This window comes from Magnetospirillum molischianum DSM 120, from assembly GCF_000294655.1.
GTDB lineage: Bacteria > Pseudomonadota > Alphaproteobacteria > Rhodospirillales > Magnetospirillaceae > Phaeospirillum > Phaeospirillum molischianum.
This window is the reverse complement of sequence record NZ_CAHP01000010.1, coordinates 125,227-142,607: the sequence shown is the minus strand read 5'-3', so window position 1 is coordinate 142,607 and position 17,381 is coordinate 125,227. Positions and strand designations below refer to the sequence as shown.

Below are 17,381 nucleotides of genomic sequence, written 5' to 3'. Positions count from 1 at the left end.
CTGGCAGGGTCACCGGGGCCGACAGGTCGCTTTCGGTCACATTGTCGAGGTTAAGGAGGAACGCCAGCCGTTCGGTCAAGACCGTCGGCGGACGTTCATCGTCGGCCAGCCCCTCGTCCAGCGCGACGACGCCGATTCGGGCGGTCGAGCGCAGGCCGAGGCCGTCGCGTTCAAGTTGGACCTCGCCGCGATCAAGCACGCCGCCGATCCGTCCGGCGGTGCCGACGGACAGGCGTTCGGCCATCGCCAGAACGACGATTCCACCGTCGGCTTCGACCAGAACGCCACGCTCGGCGATCGGTCTTCCCATCCGAAGGGTCGAGGCAAGATCGAGACCGCCCAGCAGGCGGCTGTCGGTGATGTGGGTCGGGATACGCCGCATCGGCGCGTCCTCGGGCAAATAATCCCTCAGCAGGCCGAGCCAGCGGTCGCGGGCCGGTCCAGCCAACGACCGCAGGGACGCACCGCGGATCCCGACCGGATCGACCGCGAGCAGGGCGGCGGCCAGCGCCGCCGAGGCCCAGGGCGAGGACGCCCCAGGACCGGCGTCGGGCTCACTCATTTGCCGAACACCTCTTCCATCGCGCGTTCGATACGAACCGTCGAACCGGCATCGTCAAGGACGTTCCGGCGCAGACGGTGACGCAACGACGACGGAGCCACACGGCGCAGATGGGCCGACTGCACTTCATCGGCACCGTCCAGGGCGGCGACAGCGCGGGCGGTGCGCAACAGGGTCAGTTCGCCGCGCAGACCATCGGTGCCGAGGATCATGCACAGCTTTGACGCCTGCTCCAGCACCGCGTCCGACACGCTGATATTGGGCAGACGGTCGCGGGCGGCGACGATCAAGGCGCCGATCTTGGCGTCTTCCTCGGCCCACTGAGCGACAAACGCCTCGGGATCGCGGTCAAAGGCATCGCGGCGGCGGACCACCTCGATCCGGGCTGCAAGATCGGTGGGGGTCTTGATCTCGACCGACAGGCCGAACCGGTCGAGCAATTGCGGGCGCAACTCGCCTTCTTCCGGGTTGCCCGAGCCGACCAGGACGAAGCGGGCAGGGTGGCGGATCGAGATGCCTTCGCGCTCGACCACGTTCTCGCCCGAGGCGGCGACGTCGAGCAGGACGTCGATCAGGTGATCCTCAAGCAGGTTCACTTCGTCGATATAAAGGAAGCCACGATTGGCGCGGGCCAGCAGGCCGGGCTCGAATGCCTTGACGCCCTGGGTCAGGGCGCGTTCGAGATCGAGCGCGCCGACGACGCGGTCTTCGGTCGCGCCGAGCGGCAGATCGACCACCGGCACCGGAACGTAAGAGACTTCGGGTTTTTGTCCATTGGTGCCGTGATGGCCGTTACAGCCGTCAACGCACTTCTTTTCGTCCGTGGCGGGGTCGCTGCTGTACCGACAGCCCGTCACCACCGCCATCTTCGGCAACAGCGTCGCCAGGGCGCGCACCGCAGTGGACTTGCCGGTGCCGCGATCCCCCAGAACCAGGACGCCGCCGATGGTCGGGGATACCGCCGCCACCAACAGAGCCTGCTTCATCTCGTCCTGGCCGACGATCGCCGAAAAAGGAAAAACAACGCGCATGGTCATACCGCTCCGAACTGGATGATGTGTCGCGCAACGGCGCCGATCGGGTCTCCCCCCCGTCCCGTCCAGCAGGGACGGGCATTATCCCAGGCATCAGCCACGGGATGGCCGTTTCGTCGAAGAAGGTCTAGGTGAAAAATCCGCCTGCTCCCCCCGAAGTGCGAGGCGCGGATGATATTTCATAAGGACCGGCCGCCGCAATTGGTTACTGGCCTATAAAACGATTGCCCCTCGAAGTCTGTAGCGCTCAGATGCCCAAGGGTCCATCGATCGCTTGGTTTTTGCACCCGGATGCGCGGGTTTCGTTCGTGCCGTTCGCAAAGCCCTTTAACCCGCATTTCCCAGATGACCGAGCCAGTTCGTGACAGCCATCGCCGATTCTGCTATATAAATCAAAGCATTGACTGCGGCTGGAGCGGGTCGGAATGGAAGTTGCGGCGGGTGAAGCGGAATCAGCCGATCTGCGGGTCGCTTTCGACCACCGCCTCAAGCTGGAGTTCCACGGCTCGAAGGTCACATCGGATGCCGGGCTGCTCGCCTTCCGTAAACTCGATGACGCCCTTGGCCTGACCGAGATGGCCGTTGGCAGACAGCCGAACCGGCAAGAACAACCGCCACACACCGACGGCGCAGTTTCGGCAATCGGTTTTCGGCCGTCTTGCCGGGTACGAGGATGTCAACGATGCCGACCGCCTCGGCTATGATCCGGCGATGCGCTGGATCGACGAGGTTCATCATGCCCGCCGCCCGACCGATGTGGTGGTGCTGGACATGGATAGCAGCGTCAGCCCCACCCACGGCGAGCAGGAAGGCACTGGCTCCCTGCCCTATGCCGAAACGGGGGGCTATATCCCGATCGTCGATCCCGATTGAGGTGTTGCGTTGATGAATGTGGTGGTGTGCAAGGGCTTACACCATGATGCGGAAGAACTTGTTTTTCTCAAGTTCTTTTCGCCAGGAATCGTCCGTAATTCCCATTTCTGATTTGAGGCTTGTTATTTTTACCTCTATTCCTTTGTATTCATTTGACGATACTGGATCGTAAGATAGTATTTTTCTATGCAGTGAATTCACTGTCGCCTCTCTCAGTTTGTCGTACATCTCCTTTTCCGATTCAAGGCCGTTCAATTCAAGAAGCTTGAAATATCGATTTATCTCATTCTCTTTTGGGAGATTGTCGATATTTCTGAACGCCACGGGAGTGGCTGACAGCTTCGGCGGTTCCCCCGGCAGAGCGGCAAATCTTTGGACCATTTTCGATGTTGAATAGGGGGTGCCGGTGCTTTCAGCTTCCTTGCGATCGGCAGCGACAAATGCAACGAAGTCGAGTAGCGACATCGCCTTGATGGGGATCGAGTTGACCATGGCATTCTCCATTATCAGCGGCGCGTTCTGCGTCGTGGATAGAGCATGCTCCAATAGTCTGTATACGTCTATAAGGAGTTTTTCGTATTGGTCGCAGCTCGGCAGGCGGGCAACGGAGGCGCGGTGATCTCGCGCATCGTTCGACGTCATCAAATGTCGTGCGTCGTGAATCGCTTGGGTTCGATCCGACTTCCCCGAGCCTCTCGGCGATCAGACGCAGGGGCTTGGGCGGTTGGCGGGGCGCTCTTTCGCGTACCCCGTGCCTTTCCGTGCTGCTAAGACTTACAGAGCCTTCGGTCCGCGCGCGATTGCGACGACGCCGGTCCATGATACATCGACTAGCCCCAGCGGCGGCATCAGGGTAATGAAGGTTTAAATACGACATCTCCAGGTTTCGGTAGTCTTTGACACGTCTTCTCGCTCGGTTATGGTTCCGGTCATGTTGTCCAAACCACCGCCGCCAACCGTTTCAAGGAGCCGCAGGCCATGACTTCGCATCCCGATTCTTCCGGTCCCGCGCGCATCGGGCCGAATTCGATCATCCGCATGGCCGAGGCATTGCTGGAGCAGCAGGGCGAGGCTCGTACCGCTGAATTGTTTGCCGCCGCCGGTCTGGAAGCCTATCTGACCGTCCCGCCTTCGACGATGGTCGAAGAAACCGAGGTGATCCGTCTGTATCAGGCTGTCCGCGCCGGGATCGGCTTGGATGCCGCCGCCCGCGCCTCGTGGGAAGCGGGGCTGCGCACCGGCGATTATCTGCTCGCCAATCGTATTCCCCGCCCGGCCCAGCGGGTGCTGAAGGTTATGCCGGCCGGGTTGGCGGCCAAGACGCTGCTTCAGGCGATCGGAAAGCATGCCTGGACCTTCGCGGGAAGCGGTCGTTTCTCTGCCGAGGCCGGTCATCCGGTGCGGATCACCATTGCCGATTGCCCGACGGCGCGGGGCGTGACGGCCGACCGCCCGCTGTGCGGGTTCTATAGTGCGACTTTCGAGCGTATCTTCTCGACCCTGGTCAACTCCGCATCGAAGGTCACCGAAATCGAGTGTTCGGCGGCTGGTGCCCCGGCCTGCGTGTTCGAGATCCGCTGGAAGTAGGGTCGAATCGGGGGCGCGTCCCGAGAACGGCGTAGAGGTAAAGATGCGGGGCGCATTTTCTTCCCTTTTTCTCCGCGCCTTGCGATAATTGGGTTCGTCCTCCGGACTCAACGCAGGGTCCGGAGGGTCTTCCCATTCCGGGCTAACAGAGCTGCTCCGCTTTTTTATCGGCGAGATCGGCCGCCCATCGGGGATCTGGCAGATGTACAGTGTCGAAACGTGCGGCGTCAGCGAAGGCGACCGATTCGTCAAATCAATTAATCCGCGGGGGCGGACCTGGAAGGTGGTCGCGATCAGGATCACCGTCGATGGTATCCCCCATGCCCGGCTTGCGTCCTGCGACAATCGGAGCAGCGAGCAGACCATCTCGACTCTCACGTTGCGGGATCGCGATTACTGGTTGCCTGCGGCTACTCAGCCAACCGGCGGGCGCTGATTACGGCGCGGCCCGGTCCCATGGCGGATTCGGGCCAAAGCGCTCGACCAGATAGTCGATGAAAGCCCGTACCTTGGGCGATAGGTGACGGGCGTGGGGGTAGACGGCGAACACGCCGCCCTCCTGATGGACTGCCTCCGCCAGTACCGGGACCAAAGTTCCCGCCCGCAGATCCTCACCGACAATGAAGGTCGGCAGGCAAGCCAAGCCCAACCCTTCCAGCGCGGCGACCCGCAGCGCGTCACCGTTATTGACGCGCAGGCGGCCTTTGACCTCGACCGGCCACGGACGTCCATCGGGAGTTGTGAACTTCCATTCGTTCCCGGCCGACATGTTGCTGTAGCACAGGCATTCGTGCCCGGAGATTTCGTCCGGTGTGGTCGGCAGCCCCCGCGCCGCCAGATAGGCCGGACTGGCGCAAACGATCCGACGCAGCGGGGCCAGCCGACGCGCCACCAAACTGGAATCGATCAGATGGCCAATCCGAACGGCCATGTCGAATCCTTCATCGACCAGATCCACGAAACGGTCGTTCAGGGTTATATCGATTTCGACCTCGGGGCAGCGGGTCAGGAAATCCGGGATCGCCGGAGCCAGATGGCGGATGCCAAAGCTCATCGGGGCATTGACCCGCAGCCGTCCGCGTGGAGCCGCCTGAAGATGGCTGACTGACAGGTTGGCTTCGTCGATCTCGGCCAGGATGCGGACAATTTGGTCGAAATAGCCGTGTCCTGCCTCGGTCAGGGTCAGCGCGCGGGTGCTGCGATGAAGCAAACGCACCCCGAGATCGGTTTCCAGCGCGGCGACCTGACGGCTGACCACCGATTTCGAACTCCGCAGCCGGCGGGCGGCTTCCGAGAACGATCCCGTCTCGGCGACACGGGCAAAGGCGGTCATGGCGGCAAGACGGTCCATGATTGTTGCTCCAATAGCAACAGTTAGTCTCTCAATCGTTAGATTGTCTCTGTAGGCGATCCATCGCAAGCTCTGTCTCACGGTATTTTGCCGGTTTCGGAGACGGATCATGAGCCTTGTTCTGCGCCCCGCCGATGAGCGCGGCCATGCCAACCACGGTTGGCTGGACAGCCATCACACCTTTTCCTTCGCCGATTATTACGATTCCGTGCACATGGGCTTCCGGGCGCTACGGGTTATCAACGAAGACATCGTTCGTCCGGGGACGGGGTTCGGGATGCACGGCCATCGCGACATGGAGATCGTCAGCTATGTGGTTGGCGGCGTGTTGGCGCACGAGGACACCACTGGTTCGAAGGGGGTGCTGCGCCGGGGCGATATTCAGTACATGAGCGCCGGAACTGGAATTCGTCACAGCGAGGTCAACGGCTCGCAGACCGAGGATGTCCATCTTCTCCAGATATGGATCGAGCCGCCGCGTTTGGGGTTACCGCCATCCTATCGTCAACAGACGGTTCCCGATGCGTCTAAACGCAATGTTCTGCGGCTGATCGCCGGTCAAGACGGTTCTGACGGTGTACTGACCACCCATCGCGACGTCCGGGTCTATGCCGGGATGTTGGAGCCGGGAGCCTCTGTCACCCACCAGCTTCAGGCTGGGCGGGGTGTTTGGCTCCAGCTTGTCGATGGAACCCTTGACGTCAACGGCGTTGCGATGGCGCCCGGCGACGGTGCCGCCATCGAACGCGAGGAGACGATACGCATCACCTCCCGAAGCAAAACGGAATTCCTACTGTTTGACCTCGATTGAGGCCCTCCTGGTTTATTAAGGACGATCGCGATGAATGTTCTGCAAATCGATTCGAGTTCGCTGGCCGATGCTTCGGTCTCGCGCCAACTGACCCAAGCTATCGTCACGGCTCTGGCGGAGGCTCATCCCGACCTTCACGTTACCCGTCTCGATCTGGTCGAAACTCCGCCGCCCCACCTGACCAGCGATTTGACCCAGGTGGTGAAATTCCGCAACCTGGACAACCTTACGTCCCAGCAGAGAGAGGAACTGGCTCGTACCGATGCGCTGGTCGATCAGTTCCTGGCCGCCGACATCGTTGTGATCGGAGCGCCGATGTACAATTTCTCGATCCCGACCCAATTAAAGGCGTGGATCGATCGTGTTTCCCAGGCGGGCCGGACCTTCCGTTATACCGAGAACGGTCCGATCGGGCTGGCCGGGGGCCGCAAGGTGATCATCGCCTCGGCACGTGGCGGCCGTTACGCCGGGATGCCGTTCGAAGCCGCGCTCGACCACCAGGAGGCCTATCTTCGTGCCATTCTGGGGTTCTGGGGCGTCACCGACATTTCCATCATTCGCGCCGAAGGCGTTGCGATGGGGGCGGACGCCCGCGCCGAAGCTTTGGATGCGGCCAGACGGGACATCCCGCTTTTGGTTCAGGGATAAAATCGGTCTTTGCATGGCCGGGTCAAGTCCGGCCATGTAGACGATAAAACCGCTCCAACCGCTTGTTCTCGTCTGTCGTCCCGAAGGCCGTCAGAGCGATACCTGATCGTTTGCTTTAAGCGAGGGGACCATCGGCACCGACACCGCGAAGACCGATCCTCGTCCGAGCGTTGAGCGCAGGCTGATCCGGTGGTGCAGCAGCCGGGCCAGTCGGATGACGATGGCCAGCCCCAGTCCCAGCCCTTTGGTCCGGTCGCGTTCTGGGTTGCCGACCTGAAAGAATTCTTCGAATACGCGACCCTGCTTATCATGTTCGATACCGATGCCAGTGTCGTAGACGCAAATCTGCCACATCGGGCCTTGACGGCGACACCCCAGCAGAATTCCACCCTGTTCGGTATAGCGGATCGCATTACTGAGTAGGTTGCGGACGATCGTCGTCAGAAGCGAAGGATCGCTGAAGGTAACCGCATGGGTGGAGACATGGCGCAGCCGCAAGCCTTTGCTCTCGGCCTGGGCGGCCATCTCCTGGACGAGGTGCTCAAGCAGCGGTTCAAGCGCGACCGGCCCTTTGCTTTCCTCGATGGCACCGACATCAATGCGGGCGATGGCGATGATTTCGTCAAGCATAGTGCCAAGCCGTATCAGCGATTCGTTTAACATCTCGGCGGCACGGCGGGGCGTGGGGGCAAGATCGGACGCGCTGATCACCGCCGCAAACAGCGATAGCGATTGCAGCGGTTGGCGTAGATCGTGGCCTACGGCCGACAGAAGCAGGCTTTTGCTGTCGTCAGCGGCTTTAAGTTCGGCGATCGCTCGTTGCAGGGCGCCGAGCGGCCAGGCACGCATCGCCAGGAACAGACCGCAGCCTAATCCCAGTCCCATCGCCAAGGCGATCATTCCGCCGAGGATCAAGCTTCCGGTTTCCTGACGGACCACCAGATGCGCCGCCAGATCTCCAGACGCATGGATCGGAATGCTGATTTCCAGGGCAGGGGCGGGGATCGCGATCTGGGTGGTCGCGACCGAAATCCCTGCGGAATCGATCAATTCAAGCGATTCGCCCGGCTGGGCCAGTCGTCGCAGAAGATCATTGAACCGCTCCTGTTCGAAGCTCCACAGGCGAGGACGGGCCGCGATCGACTGACCGATGGTATCGGCGCGAATGCGGCCAGAGACCGCCATTTCCGTCTTGACCGAACCGACTGCGATCAGTCCATAGCCAAGCGGTGGCAACAGGGCAAAAACGATGGAAATGCTGAGTCCGATTCGGGCTAGCCCGCTAATCCGTTGCTCCAGAGGGTCGTGTCCGACGATCATGGCGACGGGATGATCCCGAACGTTTCCAGGACACGAGCTGTCTTAGGCCCAGTGATATAGGCCAGCACTTCGCGTGCCTCGTCCGAAGGAGTCGCGCCAGTGACGATCCAATAGGATTTGGAAAGGGGATAGCGTCCCTCGGCCAAGGCAGCGGGATCAGGAGTCTGCCCGTCCAGTGTTAATGGTTTCACGGCCAATCCTTCGCCGATTTTCTGGGCCAGGGTCAAGGTGCCGATAGCACCGCTGGCCCCGGTGATTGCTGCCGCGGCATCCTGATCTGTTACCGCGATCAGCATTCCCGGTCGGGCATGGGCGGCAGCCAGCGCGGTGGAGAGTGCCGGAGATGCCGCCGCCAGGACGGTCGAATCGGAATCCGAGGGGGGGCGCAATACCGGCGTGATCGGATCGCCATTACTCCAATGGGTCCGGCGTCCAGCCAGAATATCGGCGAGTCCGTCGAGGGTGATCGCGCTCTCCCCCACTTGAGACGACACCACGACCATGAAGGGGGTCCGTCCCCAGGCAACGGCACGTAAGCCCGATGTGGTTTCGGGAGTGGTCAGCGGACGGGCCGAAACGCTGAGGTCGATTGCTCCGGCACTGACGGCACGAATACCGCCATTGGTGCCCAGGCTGGAGGGAATTTCGATATGGGTCGCGGGATGGTTGGCCTGGAAACGCTCGGCCAGGGCGCGCAAAGCGGGCAGCGCCGATCCGGTTCCCCCGATGACGACGGTCCCGGCATCGGCCTGGGGAGGGGGTGACGTCGCTCCTATCAGTAGGGTAAGAGCTGTGATTTTATATAATCGGGTGAAGAAATTGGATGCCATCGGCTCACCCTCCTGACATATGCGAAAATAGAGAGAGCGGAGTCAGGTGGGGATGACACTGACGGGTGAATGGCATTATTCCCCCCTCTCAATTTAAGAAGCATAGCTCAACCGGCGAGTTACAAGAAGAGGAGGTGCGTGTTTTTCCTCATTTCTGTGGCATTCCCGATGCATCGGTTTTGCGCGGCAAGGCCGGGCGGCCGTTTCCTGTGGTTGAAAAGGCCTGAGTATACTCCGCATCACAGGCGGGGTTGAATATTGCATTCAGTATCCTAAATCTTAACCACCTTGTTCCAAGGATATCGGGTCTGTCTTCTCCAAGGTGAGGGGTGCGGATACGCGATTTAAACACCTTTTTTACGTCTGGCACTGTTCCTATGATTCATACCGATTCAAATCAGCTCGATATCGACCGCGAAGAAATCTATTTTTGCCCTCATTGTGGCCGTCGGACCCGTCATTCAGTGACACGCGAACGGGTGTTGGTGCCGGTGCTGTGGTGCCTGTCTTGCTTCCATACCCATATGGGAGAAAGCGAAGAACCCCCCCAGATTTCCACTGCGGAGACGTCTTCGTCTTCCCGGTTGGCCGGATCGCAGGCCGGAGCCTAGGTGTTAGCCGGATCGGGTTTCGATCAGGCTGCGCCCGACTGCACGTGGAAGGCTGCCGACGACGTGGACGCCAGAGGCGTCGAGCAATGGGCCGGGGGCTTCTAACCGTCCGGCTGAATCGTGATTGCCGCCGATCAGAACGATGTCGAGATCGGGCTTGCGGTGCCGAACGCCGGCGATGAAGCGGTAGAGTTGGCGTTGCGCTCCGATCGGTGGATTCTGGCTGTCATAGATGTCGCCGGTGACGAGCAGAGCGTCGGCATCTTGCTCGACCAGCTGGTCCGCTAACCAGTCGAGGAATACCTGATGTTCGCGCTCGCGTGGGATGTCGTGGAAGTCCTGCCCAAGATGCCAGTCGGCGGTATGAACGATGCGCATTCGAGGGCTGCACGCGTAAAAGCGAAAGCGTCGCCGCCGAACTGGCCGATGTCAAGACTCCTCCGAACTCATTGCGGCAGGATCGCGTCAACGACCGCCGCGTAGTGGCAAACCGCAGCCACCAGGACAAAGCAGTGCCAGATCGCGTTCTGGAACGGCAATCGGGTCCACAGGTGGAAGATGACCCCGGTGGTGTAGAAGATGCCGCCGATCAGCAAAAGGATCAGGGCCGAAACTGGTAACGCCTGGATAATCGATCCGATCACGAACAGCCCGACCCATCCCAGCGCCAGATAAAGAGCGACGGACAGGCGCTCGAACCGATGCGGCCAGCCGAGCTTTAGGACCAAACCCAGACCGGCGATGCTCCACACCAGCGCCAGCAATCCGTATCCCACGGTGCCGCCGATACTGATCATCGCCAGCGGAGTGTAGGTTCCGGCGATCATCACATAAATCGCGGCGTGATCGAACCGGCGCAGCAGTGTCTTGCGCTTGGGGGTTATGCTGAGGTTATAGGCAGCGGAAAACCAGAATGTTGCGATTAAACCGAGAGAATAAATCGCTGCCGCGATGAACAACAAGGTGTCGCCTGCCGTGCCGGTCAGGCCAAGAAGCGTTATCGCGCCAAGTCCCGATAGAACCATTCCAAGGACATGAACCACGCCGTCGAAGCGGCGTTCGGCAGCGGTGTATTGATGGTGCATGGTGCGATGCTCCTGAATCTGTGCCCGACCGGCAGCAAAATTATCACCGCATAACTTCGATAGACGCTCACCATAACGCCGCTTCGATCCGGTTTGAACCGGGTATATTCCCATCCCAGTCATGACCCGATCCGTTGTCGGTCACGATGGATCTGCCGCTGTCGCGGCCCTGATACGAAAAACCCCCGCACCAGGGGGGACAGGGGCGGGGGGCTTTCCGATGGAGGACTTTTGAGTGGCTGAGGCTCAGAAGCTTGTGAGGAAACAATGCCACCATTCGGGTTACCGCATCGTGGCCGCGACATGAGATTTTTGTAACCATTCAAAATTCCGTCCTGATCATGGGCTTGACCATAATCAAGGACGCGCTGGAGACGTTCGGACACAGTGCGGGGACCAGGTAGCAGGAGCCTCCCGTCCGTGACTGTCCCCTTTTCTCCTTCCCTCGACGATATTCCGGCGGATGAGTCGGGTGTGTTCGATGTCCGCTCTCTGCTGGAACTGGGCATTGATCCCTATGACACGGTGATTTCCGCCGCTGCCGCTGTCGCGCCGGGAGGTCGGCTGACAATTGACGCTCCGTTCAATCCGACCCCGCTACGGCGGGCGATGGCGGCGCGGGGGTTTTCCTCGCGGGCGCGTAAATTGGAAGAAAGGCGGTGGCGGGTCGTGTTCCTGCATGACGGGGCCATCGACTGGGAAAACCGCGCCGAGGCCGAAATCCTGCCCGAGGGGGCGATGCAATGGCCCGAAGCCGATGGCCTTCATCTTGATGTTCGCCGCCTGTCGCCGCCTGAACCCTTGCGGGTGATCCTGCGGCTGGTCGAGACAATGCGGGATAGCGGATCGATCGTGGTCCATCACGACCGCGACCCGGTGTTTCTTGCTCCCGAATTGGCCGAACGCGGTTGGCGCATCGCTCGGATCGAGCGAGATCCGGCCGACATCCGGCTCTGGCTCGAACCGGAGAAACGCTGATGCTGCCCGGCTTGCCCGCCGACGCCTCAGACCGTCTGTTGCCTCCGTCGCTGCCCGGCCGTTTTTTTGCTGCCGCCGTGCTGTTCCATATTGGCGGTTGGGCGCTGCTGGCTTGGGCCGGGGCAGGGACGATCCTTGGCTTCTCCGGCGGGTTGGGGCCGGTGGTGGCGGCGCTACATCTCGTTACCCTCGGCACTCTGGCGATGACAGCCCTCGGTGCGGCGATTCAGATGTTGCCGATTGCTACCTGCCGTCCGTTGGGACCGTTGTGGGCCTGCCGTCTGATGTTCTGGTTATACGCTCCCGGTGTCGCTGTGCTCTCGGCCGGGTTGGCGCTGGCCGAACCCATGTGGCGCTCAGTCGGGGCGGGTCTGACGGTCGCAGGACTGGCGCTGTTCGGGCTTCTGGTGCTGCTCCATCTGCGCCGGGTCGATGACATGCCCGGACTGGTTCGCCACCTTGGCCTGTCTCTGGCGTCGCTGCTCGGGCTGGGTCTGCTCGGGCTGGCCCTGGTCGCTGATTTTTCAACCGGATGGTTGGGCGACCATGCGGCCATTGCCGCCGCCCATGCCATCCTTGGCGGCTATGGCTTCATGGGATCGTTGGCGTTTGGATTTTCCTATGTGCTGATCCCGATGTTCGTGCTGGGGCCATCGGTTCCCGATGCGGCCCGGCGCCACGGCGCGGTTTGGGTCGGACTCGCCCTAACCGCAGGGGGTGCCGGTGCCATCTTCGGTCTCGGCTGGTTGGCGGCGGTCGCGGCGGGCCTGGGGATGGTCGCGGTCGTGGTTCATCTCCGCGCCCTTGCCGCCAGTGTGCGGCGGCGGATGCGGCGACGCTTCGAGCCGTTCTTTCGTCTCGTCGCGCTGTCCTGGGCGATGTTGGTGGTCAGCCTGCTGGCCGGGCTGGTTCTGGCGCTGGGTGCGCCCGCCGATCCGTGGGCGGCTTTGTGGGGTTTTATGCTGGTGTTCGGCTGGCTGCTTGGCTTTGTCCTGGCGATTCTCCAGCGCATCATGCCGTTTCTTGCCGCGATGCATTCCTCTGTCGGAGGGCGACCTCCGGCGCTGCCCTCGCGATTGGCTCCATCCTGGGCCGCCGATCTGCACTTCGCCTGCCATCTTATCGCGCTTGTTTTGATTGCGACGGGCCTCGTCGGCGGTTGGTCCTGGCCGCTTGGCCTTGGAATCGGGGCCGGTCTTGTCGGTGCGTTGGCCTTTGCGTTCTATGCCGTCTGCGTGCCGTGGCGGCTGTCCCTTCACCGCGCGGCGCATGCCGCTTCAGCCTGAGGACGATTTTGATGTTTCCTACCACCCGCATCGGTTCCCTGCTGCATCGCGACCACATGGCCACCGTCGAGGCGCTGGAGGCGCTAGAACGGCTGTTGTCGAAAAACCGCAAGACTCCGCCGCTCGACGCCGCTCTCAAGGACTGGTTGATCTGGCTGGCCGGTCTGCTGCGCGCCGAGGTCGAGACTCATTTCGGCTTCGAGGAAGACCGGGTGTTTCCGTTGTTCCTGGCTCAGGGGCAGACAGGTATCGTCGAGATCCTGTCTCAGGAGCACGAAACGATCCTGCCGATGGCGCGACATCTTGCCGCGATGGCAGAAGCCGCCGTCGCGGCCGGGCGCTTTGCCGACGCGGATTGGGCGACATTTCGGATGAAGGGCGGCGAACTGATCGAGCGTGAGCTGTTCCATATCCAGAAGGAAGAAATGGGACTGCTGGCCGGGATCGCTGCCTTGATCGATCCCGCCACCGATGCGGCGCTAGCCGATGCCTTTGCCGCGCTGGAGCGCTGAAGGAGCCTGTTTCCGCTCAGTGCCCGTGCCGGTGATGGGCGTCGGGGAAGTGGGGATGGGAGTGGCTCATCGGGAGATGCCGGTGTGAATGGGCGTGGAACCCGGCCGGTTCGTTTCCATCGTGATGGCGATGATGATCGTCATGAGTATGAACGTGATCGTGTTCGAATGCCTCGTGCTCATGTCGATGATCGTGCCGTTCGGTGAGATGAAGCCAGACCCCCAGTCCCATCAGAAGCCCCGCCGCGATCAGGCGCGGGGTCAGCGGCTCCTCGAACCACAAAACGGCCAGAAGCGCGCCGATGAACGGTGCCGTCGAGAAATAGGCTCCAGTACGGGCCGCTCCCAGTTCGCGCAGGCCGATGACGAAGGCGGCGAGGCTGAGGCCGTAGCCGACGAAGCCAAGCCCGGCCGCCAGCGCGAGCGCTCCCGGCTGCGGCACCGAGGCTCCCGCCGCGACTGCCAGGGCGACGTTGACACTTCCCGCCACCAATCCCTTCAAGGCGGCGATCCGCAGCGGATCTGCCAAAGACACCTTGCGGGTCAGGTTGTTGTCGATGCCCCAGCACAAACAGGCGGCCAGAACCGCAAGGGACGGCCAGGACGCGTCGATCGCGGCCGCGCCTCCGGGCCAGGATAACGCGACCGCTCCGGCAACGATGGCCAGCATTCCGATCACGATGCGGCGGTCGGCGTTTTCCTTGAACACCATCCAAGCCAGCACGGCGGTGAAGACCGCTTCGGCATTCAGCAGCAGGGATGCGGTTGCGGCCGTGCTTCCCGCCAGACCGACCATAAGTAAAACCGGGGCTATAACGCCGCCGGACAGGACTGCCCCGGCCAGCCAGGGCCAGTCGCTGCGGACGAGGCGAACTCCGGTTCCCGGAATCAGCAGGCGGAGTGCCGCGAGGCCAAGGCCGGAGCCGAGGTAAAGGCTTCCGGCCAACAGCCACGGACCAAGCGAATCGAGCAGCCCTTTTGCCAGGGGTGTGCTGGCACCAAACAGCAGTGCGGCGACCAGGGCGGCAATAACCCCTTTATGGGGCAAGGCGCGGTTCCTCCCGTGGACCATCCCCAGTCCTGCCGTCGGTGCTGGGCGAGTGGGGATGCGTGGCCATACTCCCCCTTGTGTCTTGTGATCTTAGGAAAATTTCTGCCTGAAATCGTCCATCCGTTCAACGGGAACGGCAACGATGTTGATCTGAGACGGCAATTGGAAACGCTGCGCCGGAAGGAACGGAACCAGGGCGAGTTCCGAATTGTCCGTCGATTCCGCCACGATGCAGTTCGGGGTGCCGGAGACCCAGCCGGGGAAGAAGAACCGGTAATTTTTGCGGTTCAACAGGTCGAGCGGCGCGAGGGTGATTTCCGGCTGCTCGCGGAGGAGCCAGTTTTCGAAAACGATGAAAGGGCGGTGCTGGTCGATGATCTCAGAGGCACCTGAAAGTACAGCCATTTCATGGTCTTCGGCATCGATCTTGATCACTGTCGGGGCGGGGAGATCAAGGCTGTCCAGCTTGGCGAGACGGACCAGGGTGTCGCCTGGCATTCCCAAACGGGCAAGGCCGCTTTGCACGCCATCGGGAAAGGCCATGGATGTTTCGCCGTCCGTATCGGCCAGTGCGATTTCGTGGCAGACGATGCGATCTTGTTGTTCCGTCTGACGGACCAGCGAAGCAAGATCGGCAAAGGTAGAGGGGAAGGGTTCAAACGCATGTACCGCGCCACGGAACGACGGGCGGCTGGCGATAAGCAACGAATACCATCCCCAATTGGCACCGATATCGAGGAAAACGTCGTTATCCCCAACCAAACGGTCAAGCAGAGCCGAGGTTTCCGGTTCATAGACGGGGAGGCATTGAGGAAGGTACAAAGCGCCGAATTGGGTGTTTCGCGCATTGAAGGCAACTTTGCGCGGTCCACGGGCCGTTTGAATGCTCACCTCTCCAGAACCACCCATGCCAGCAGCCAAAAGAGCGCGAAAGAGCCGTTTGGCGGGCTTTCCAATAAAACGCTTCGACACGCGCCGCCGCTTGCTGAAAGCCGCTTTATGGAGCTTTGACAGGAATGGCAGGGATTCGATGTGGAACGGATTCCGCAGCGAGACTCGGCAACGGATCGTGTCCGTCTCATCAATGGTGAGCATTTGGGGTTCCCGTAAAGGCAAATGGCGGAAGCGGTGTCCGCCTACATGGAGTCTCACGCCATCTCATGGCGTCTGTAATTCAGGCGGAATATCTAGGAATTCCGAATATCACCGTCTGACGCCATCCAGTCATGTCTGATACAATCCGACCTCGAATTGTGGGTTGAATTGTGGGTTAGTAGCGATGGCGAGGGGACTGAACAAACTGACGGCGGTGCAGGTTTCCAAGATGAAGGTCCCTGGTCGCTATGCTGACGGCGGCGGATTATATCTACAGGTAGGCCCGACCGGCGGCAAGTCCTGGTTGTTCCGGTTCACTCGCCAGGGGAAGGCTCGTGAGATGGGGCTGGGGCCGCTGTCGGCCTTGTCGCTAGCCGAGGCCCGCGAGAGAGCAACTGAAGCTCGGAAGATGCTTCTGGCCGGTGCCGATCCACTGGAGGCCCGCGAAGCCGAGAAAGCCAGGGTCGCGGCTGAAGAGGCGCGGGGAATGACATTCTCCGAATGCGCCGCAGCCTATATCGCTGCGCACCGTGATAGCTGGCGCAATCCGAAGCATCGCCAGCAATGGGAAAATACCATCGCCACCTATGCCGAGCCGGTCTTTGGTGCCCTACCTGTGGCGGCGGTCGATCTGGCAATGATTATGAGGGTTCTTGAGCCGATCTGGCGCGAGAAGCCGGAAACCGCCTCCCGCCTGCGGGGGCGGATCGAGTCGGTTCTCGACTGGGCAGCCGTGCGCGGCTACCGACAGGGCGAGAACCCGGCCCGCTGGCGAGGCCACCTCGATAAACTCCTGCCGGCGAAAGGCAAGGTGCAGAAGGTCGAGCATCACGCCGCACTGCCTTACGTCGAGATCGCCGCCTTCATGGTGGATCTAAAGGGGAGGGATGGCATCANCCCTCGCGCCTTGGAGTTTGTGATTTTGACCGCCGCCCGGACGAGCGAGGCATTGCTGGCCACCTGGGATGAGATCGACCTTGCCGCCGCCGTCTGGACGATCCCAGGCGAGCGGATGAAGGCCGGGCGGGAGCATCGGGTGCCTCTGTCGCCCCAGGCCGTGGCGTTGCTTAACAAGATGATGGACGCCCGATGTGAGGGGGATTGGATCTTTCCCGGACGTCGTCCCAAACGCCCGCTCTCCCAGATGGCGATGTTGATGCAGTTGCGACGGATGGACCGCGCCGACCTCACCGCACACGGATTCCGCTCCAGCTTTCGCGATTGGGCGGCCGAACAGACCGCGTTCCCGCGCGAAGTGGCCGAAGCCGCTCTTGCCCATGTCGTCGGCGACAAGGTCGAGGCCGCCTATCGTCGCGGCGATCTGTTCGAAAAGCGGCGCAAACTCATGGATGCGTGGGCCAGCTATTGCGATCTGGTGGGTGACGTTCGAGGCGCTGTAATACCCATCAGAAAATAGTCGTTTCCGCCTTACCCCGTGAACTCCAGCCCGAGCAGTCCGAGCAGTAGCCGCATCGGTGCTGAGATATCGACCTCGGGGAGCGGTACGCCGAAAGCAACGGCGAACGGTCGCAACACGACGCCATAGATCACCGCGAACGCCATCGCGTACATCACGATGGCCCGAGGGGTGAAATAGTTCCGCGCCCGCTCTCCCTCGGCGGTTACGTCGATTTGCTTGATTGCCCGCTCGTGCTCCTGATCGGCGGCCTTATTGCGGTCGGGGATCAGACGGTCAGCCACGACCTTGCCGATGCCCAGCAGGTTATCGATGATCGGTATTGCCATG

20 protein-coding genes and 2 pseudogenes are annotated in these 17,381 nt (G+C 61.5%); 11 read left to right on the top strand and 11 right to left on the bottom strand.

The genetic code is table 11. The features are described from left to right. A pseudogene (gene bchD / locus PHAMO_RS02895) lies at positions 1-562 on the bottom strand (magnesium chelatase subunit D); the annotation flags it as partial. Continuing rightward, positions 559-1,593, bottom strand: coding sequence for a magnesium chelatase ATPase subunit I (gene bchI / locus PHAMO_RS02890; protein ID WP_002726248.1), 1,035 nt, complete (start codon positions 1,591-1,593; stop codon positions 559-561). The gene bchI and the pseudogene bchD, both read right to left, overlap by 4 nt. A gap of 428 nt (positions 1,594-2,021) precedes the next feature. Here bchI and PHAMO_RS18845 point away from each other — a divergent pair. Beyond that, a pseudogene (locus PHAMO_RS18845) lies at positions 2,022-2,412 on the top strand (transposase); the annotation flags it as partial. A gap of 93 nt (positions 2,413-2,505) precedes the next feature. On the opposite strand, the gene PHAMO_RS02880 reads toward PHAMO_RS18845, so the two are convergent. Further along, the gene (locus tag PHAMO_RS02880) at positions 2,506-3,111 is read right to left on the bottom strand and encodes a hypothetical protein (protein ID WP_040566090.1); all 606 of its coding nucleotides are present in this window, start codon (positions 3,109-3,111) and stop codon (positions 2,506-2,508) included. A gap of 336 nt (positions 3,112-3,447) precedes the next feature. Here PHAMO_RS02880 and bchJ point away from each other — a divergent pair, with 336 nt between their 5' ends. Continuing rightward, complete coding sequence (gene bchJ / locus PHAMO_RS02875) at positions 3,448-4,056, top strand: bacteriochlorophyll 4-vinyl reductase (protein WP_002726234.1); 609 nt, start codon at positions 3,448-3,450, stop codon at positions 4,054-4,056. A 202-nt stretch (positions 4,057-4,258) separates the two neighbouring features. Next, positions 4,259-4,492 carry a hypothetical protein gene (locus PHAMO_RS02870; RefSeq protein ID WP_002726232.1) on the top strand — a complete coding sequence of 78 codons (234 nt, stop codon included), beginning with the start codon at positions 4,259-4,261 and terminating at the stop codon, positions 4,490-4,492. Here the strand turns inward: PHAMO_RS02870 and PHAMO_RS02865 are convergent, their stop codons facing one another. Then, positions 4,493-5,407 carry a LysR family transcriptional regulator gene (locus PHAMO_RS02865; protein WP_002726230.1) on the bottom strand — a complete coding sequence of 305 codons (915 nt, stop codon included), beginning with the start codon at positions 5,405-5,407 and terminating at the stop codon, positions 4,493-4,495. A 109-nt stretch (positions 5,408-5,516) separates the two neighbouring features. Between PHAMO_RS02865 and PHAMO_RS02860 the strand changes: the two genes are divergently transcribed. Continuing rightward, entirely contained in the window at positions 5,517-6,218 is a 702-nt protein-coding gene (locus tag PHAMO_RS02860; RefSeq protein WP_002726228.1) for a pirin family protein, read from the top strand. Between the two features lie 30 nt (positions 6,219-6,248). After that, positions 6,249-6,866, top strand: a complete 618-nt coding sequence (locus PHAMO_RS02855; protein ID WP_002726226.1) for an FMN-dependent NADH-azoreductase — start codon at positions 6,249-6,251, stop codon at positions 6,864-6,866. Between the two features lie 90 nt (positions 6,867-6,956). On the opposite strand, the gene PHAMO_RS18290 is transcribed toward PHAMO_RS02855, so the two are convergent. Together PHAMO_RS18290 and PHAMO_RS02845 are read right to left on the bottom strand one after the other, a co-directional pair. Continuing rightward, complete coding sequence (locus tag PHAMO_RS18290) at positions 6,957-8,186, bottom strand: sensor histidine kinase (protein WP_002726224.1); 1,230 nt, start codon at positions 8,184-8,186, stop codon at positions 6,957-6,959. Then, positions 8,183-9,016 carry a PstS family phosphate ABC transporter substrate-binding protein gene (locus PHAMO_RS02845; protein WP_002726222.1) on the bottom strand — a complete coding sequence of 278 codons (834 nt, stop codon included), beginning with the start codon at positions 9,014-9,016 and terminating at the stop codon, positions 8,183-8,185. The genes PHAMO_RS18290 and PHAMO_RS02845 overlap by 4 nt, the downstream gene beginning before the upstream one ends. A 65-nt stretch (positions 9,017-9,081) precedes the next feature. Here PHAMO_RS02845 and PHAMO_RS19260 point away from each other — a divergent pair, with 65 nt between their 5' ends. Next, positions 9,082-9,243, top strand: coding sequence for a hypothetical protein (locus tag PHAMO_RS19260; protein WP_155801512.1), 162 nt, complete (start codon positions 9,082-9,084; stop codon positions 9,241-9,243). 150 nt (positions 9,244-9,393) lie between these two features. After that, positions 9,394-9,627: a hypothetical protein gene (locus tag PHAMO_RS02840; protein WP_002726220.1), complete on the top strand. Its 234-nt coding sequence runs from the start codon at positions 9,394-9,396 to the stop codon at positions 9,625-9,627. Positions 9,628-9,630: 3 nt separating this feature from the next. Here PHAMO_RS02840 and PHAMO_RS02835 read toward each other — a convergent pair whose 3' ends face one another. Together PHAMO_RS02835 and trhA are read right to left on the bottom strand one after the other, a co-directional pair. Next, on the bottom strand, positions 9,631-10,005 hold the full coding sequence (locus tag PHAMO_RS02835; protein ID WP_002726218.1) for a metallophosphoesterase family protein: 375 nt from the start codon (positions 10,003-10,005) through the stop codon (positions 9,631-9,633). 68 nt (positions 10,006-10,073) lie between these two features. Then, entirely contained in the window at positions 10,074-10,835 is a 762-nt protein-coding gene (gene trhA / locus PHAMO_RS02830) for a PAQR family membrane homeostasis protein TrhA (protein ID WP_235720776.1), read from the bottom strand. A 297-nt stretch (positions 10,836-11,132) separates the two neighbouring features. Here trhA and PHAMO_RS02825 point away from each other — a divergent pair, with 297 nt between their 5' ends. From PHAMO_RS02825 to PHAMO_RS02815, 3 genes are read left to right on the top strand one after another with little or no spacing between them, the layout of a single operon-like run. Further along, a complete protein-coding gene (locus tag PHAMO_RS02825; RefSeq protein ID WP_002726215.1) occupies positions 11,133-11,690 on the top strand; it encodes a DUF2249 domain-containing protein in 558 nt (185 codons plus the stop codon). Then, a complete protein-coding gene (locus PHAMO_RS02820) occupies positions 11,690-12,976 on the top strand; it encodes a hypothetical protein (protein ID WP_002726213.1) in 1,287 nt (428 codons plus the stop codon). Before PHAMO_RS02825 ends, PHAMO_RS02820 begins: the two co-directional genes overlap by 1 nt. 11 nt (positions 12,977-12,987) lie before the next feature. After that, positions 12,988-13,488 (top strand): hemerythrin domain-containing protein, encoded by a 501-nt coding sequence (locus PHAMO_RS02815; protein ID WP_002726211.1) that lies wholly within the window; start codon positions 12,988-12,990, stop codon positions 13,486-13,488. Positions 13,489-13,504: 16 nt separating this feature from the next. On the opposite strand, the gene PHAMO_RS02810 is transcribed toward PHAMO_RS02815, so the two are convergent. Further along, the gene (locus tag PHAMO_RS02810; protein WP_040566089.1) at positions 13,505-14,536 is read right to left on the bottom strand and encodes a DMT family transporter; all 1,032 of its coding nucleotides are present in this window, start codon (positions 14,534-14,536) and stop codon (positions 13,505-13,507) included. A gap of 93 nt (positions 14,537-14,629) precedes the next feature. Then, positions 14,630-15,634, bottom strand: coding sequence for an FkbM family methyltransferase (locus PHAMO_RS02805; RefSeq protein ID WP_002726207.1), 1,005 nt, complete (start codon positions 15,632-15,634; stop codon positions 14,630-14,632). 184 nt (positions 15,635-15,818) lie between these two features. Between PHAMO_RS02805 and PHAMO_RS02800 the strand changes: the two genes are divergently transcribed. Next, the gene (locus PHAMO_RS02800) at positions 15,819-17,051 is read left to right on the top strand and encodes a tyrosine-type recombinase/integrase (protein WP_002726205.1); all 1,233 of its coding nucleotides are present in this window, start codon (positions 15,819-15,821) and stop codon (positions 17,049-17,051) included. An 11-nt stretch (positions 17,052-17,062) separates the two neighbouring features. Here PHAMO_RS02800 and PHAMO_RS02795 read toward each other — a convergent pair whose 3' ends face one another. Continuing rightward, positions 17,063-17,380, bottom strand: a complete 318-nt coding sequence (locus PHAMO_RS02795) for a hypothetical protein (protein ID WP_002726203.1) — start codon at positions 17,378-17,380, stop codon at positions 17,063-17,065. Between the last annotated feature and the right edge of the window lies 1 nt (position 17,381).

What these genes read in the sequence shown, in the direction of transcription:
- bchI (WP_002726248.1), bottom strand. Translation starts at nt 1,593, where the DNA reads ATGCGCGTTGTTTTTCCTTTTTCGGCGATCGTCGGCCAGGACGAGATG.
- PHAMO_RS02880 (WP_040566090.1), bottom strand. Translation starts at nt 3,111, where the DNA reads ATGACGTCGAACGATGCGCGAGATCACCGCGCCTCCGTTGCCCGCCTG.
- bchJ (WP_002726234.1), top strand. Translation starts at nt 3,448, where the DNA reads ATGACTTCGCATCCCGATTCTTCCGGTCCCGCGCGCATCGGGCCGAAT.
- PHAMO_RS02870 (WP_002726232.1), top strand. Translation starts at nt 4,259, where the DNA reads ATGTACAGTGTCGAAACGTGCGGCGTCAGCGAAGGCGACCGATTCGTC.
- PHAMO_RS02865 (WP_002726230.1), bottom strand. Translation starts at nt 5,407, where the DNA reads ATGGACCGTCTTGCCGCCATGACCGCCTTTGCCCGTGTCGCCGAGACG.
- PHAMO_RS02860 (WP_002726228.1), top strand. Translation starts at nt 5,517, where the DNA reads ATGAGCCTTGTTCTGCGCCCCGCCGATGAGCGCGGCCATGCCAACCAC.
- PHAMO_RS02855 (WP_002726226.1), top strand. Translation starts at nt 6,249, where the DNA reads ATGAATGTTCTGCAAATCGATTCGAGTTCGCTGGCCGATGCTTCGGTC.
- PHAMO_RS18290 (WP_002726224.1), bottom strand. Translation starts at nt 8,186, where the DNA reads ATGATCGTCGGACACGACCCTCTGGAGCAACGGATTAGCGGGCTAGCC.
- PHAMO_RS02845 (WP_002726222.1), bottom strand. Translation starts at nt 9,016, where the DNA reads ATGGCATCCAATTTCTTCACCCGATTATATAAAATCACAGCTCTTACC.
- PHAMO_RS02840 (WP_002726220.1), top strand. Translation starts at nt 9,394, where the DNA reads ATGATTCATACCGATTCAAATCAGCTCGATATCGACCGCGAAGAAATC.
- PHAMO_RS02835 (WP_002726218.1), bottom strand. Translation starts at nt 10,005, where the DNA reads ATGCGCATCGTTCATACCGCCGACTGGCATCTTGGGCAGGACTTCCAC.
- trhA (WP_235720776.1), bottom strand. Translation starts at nt 10,835, where the DNA reads ATGACTGGGATGGGAATATACCCGGTTCAAACCGGATCGAAGCGGCGT.
- PHAMO_RS02820 (WP_002726213.1), top strand. Translation starts at nt 11,690, where the DNA reads ATGCTGCCCGGCTTGCCCGCCGACGCCTCAGACCGTCTGTTGCCTCCG.
- PHAMO_RS02815 (WP_002726211.1), top strand. Translation starts at nt 12,988, where the DNA reads ATGTTTCCTACCACCCGCATCGGTTCCCTGCTGCATCGCGACCACATG.
- PHAMO_RS02805 (WP_002726207.1), bottom strand. Translation starts at nt 15,634, where the DNA reads ATGCTCACCATTGATGAGACGGACACGATCCGTTGCCGAGTCTCGCTG.
- PHAMO_RS02795 (WP_002726203.1), bottom strand. Translation starts at nt 17,380, where the DNA reads ATGGCAATACCGATCATCGATAACCTGCTGGGCATCGGCAAGGTCGTG.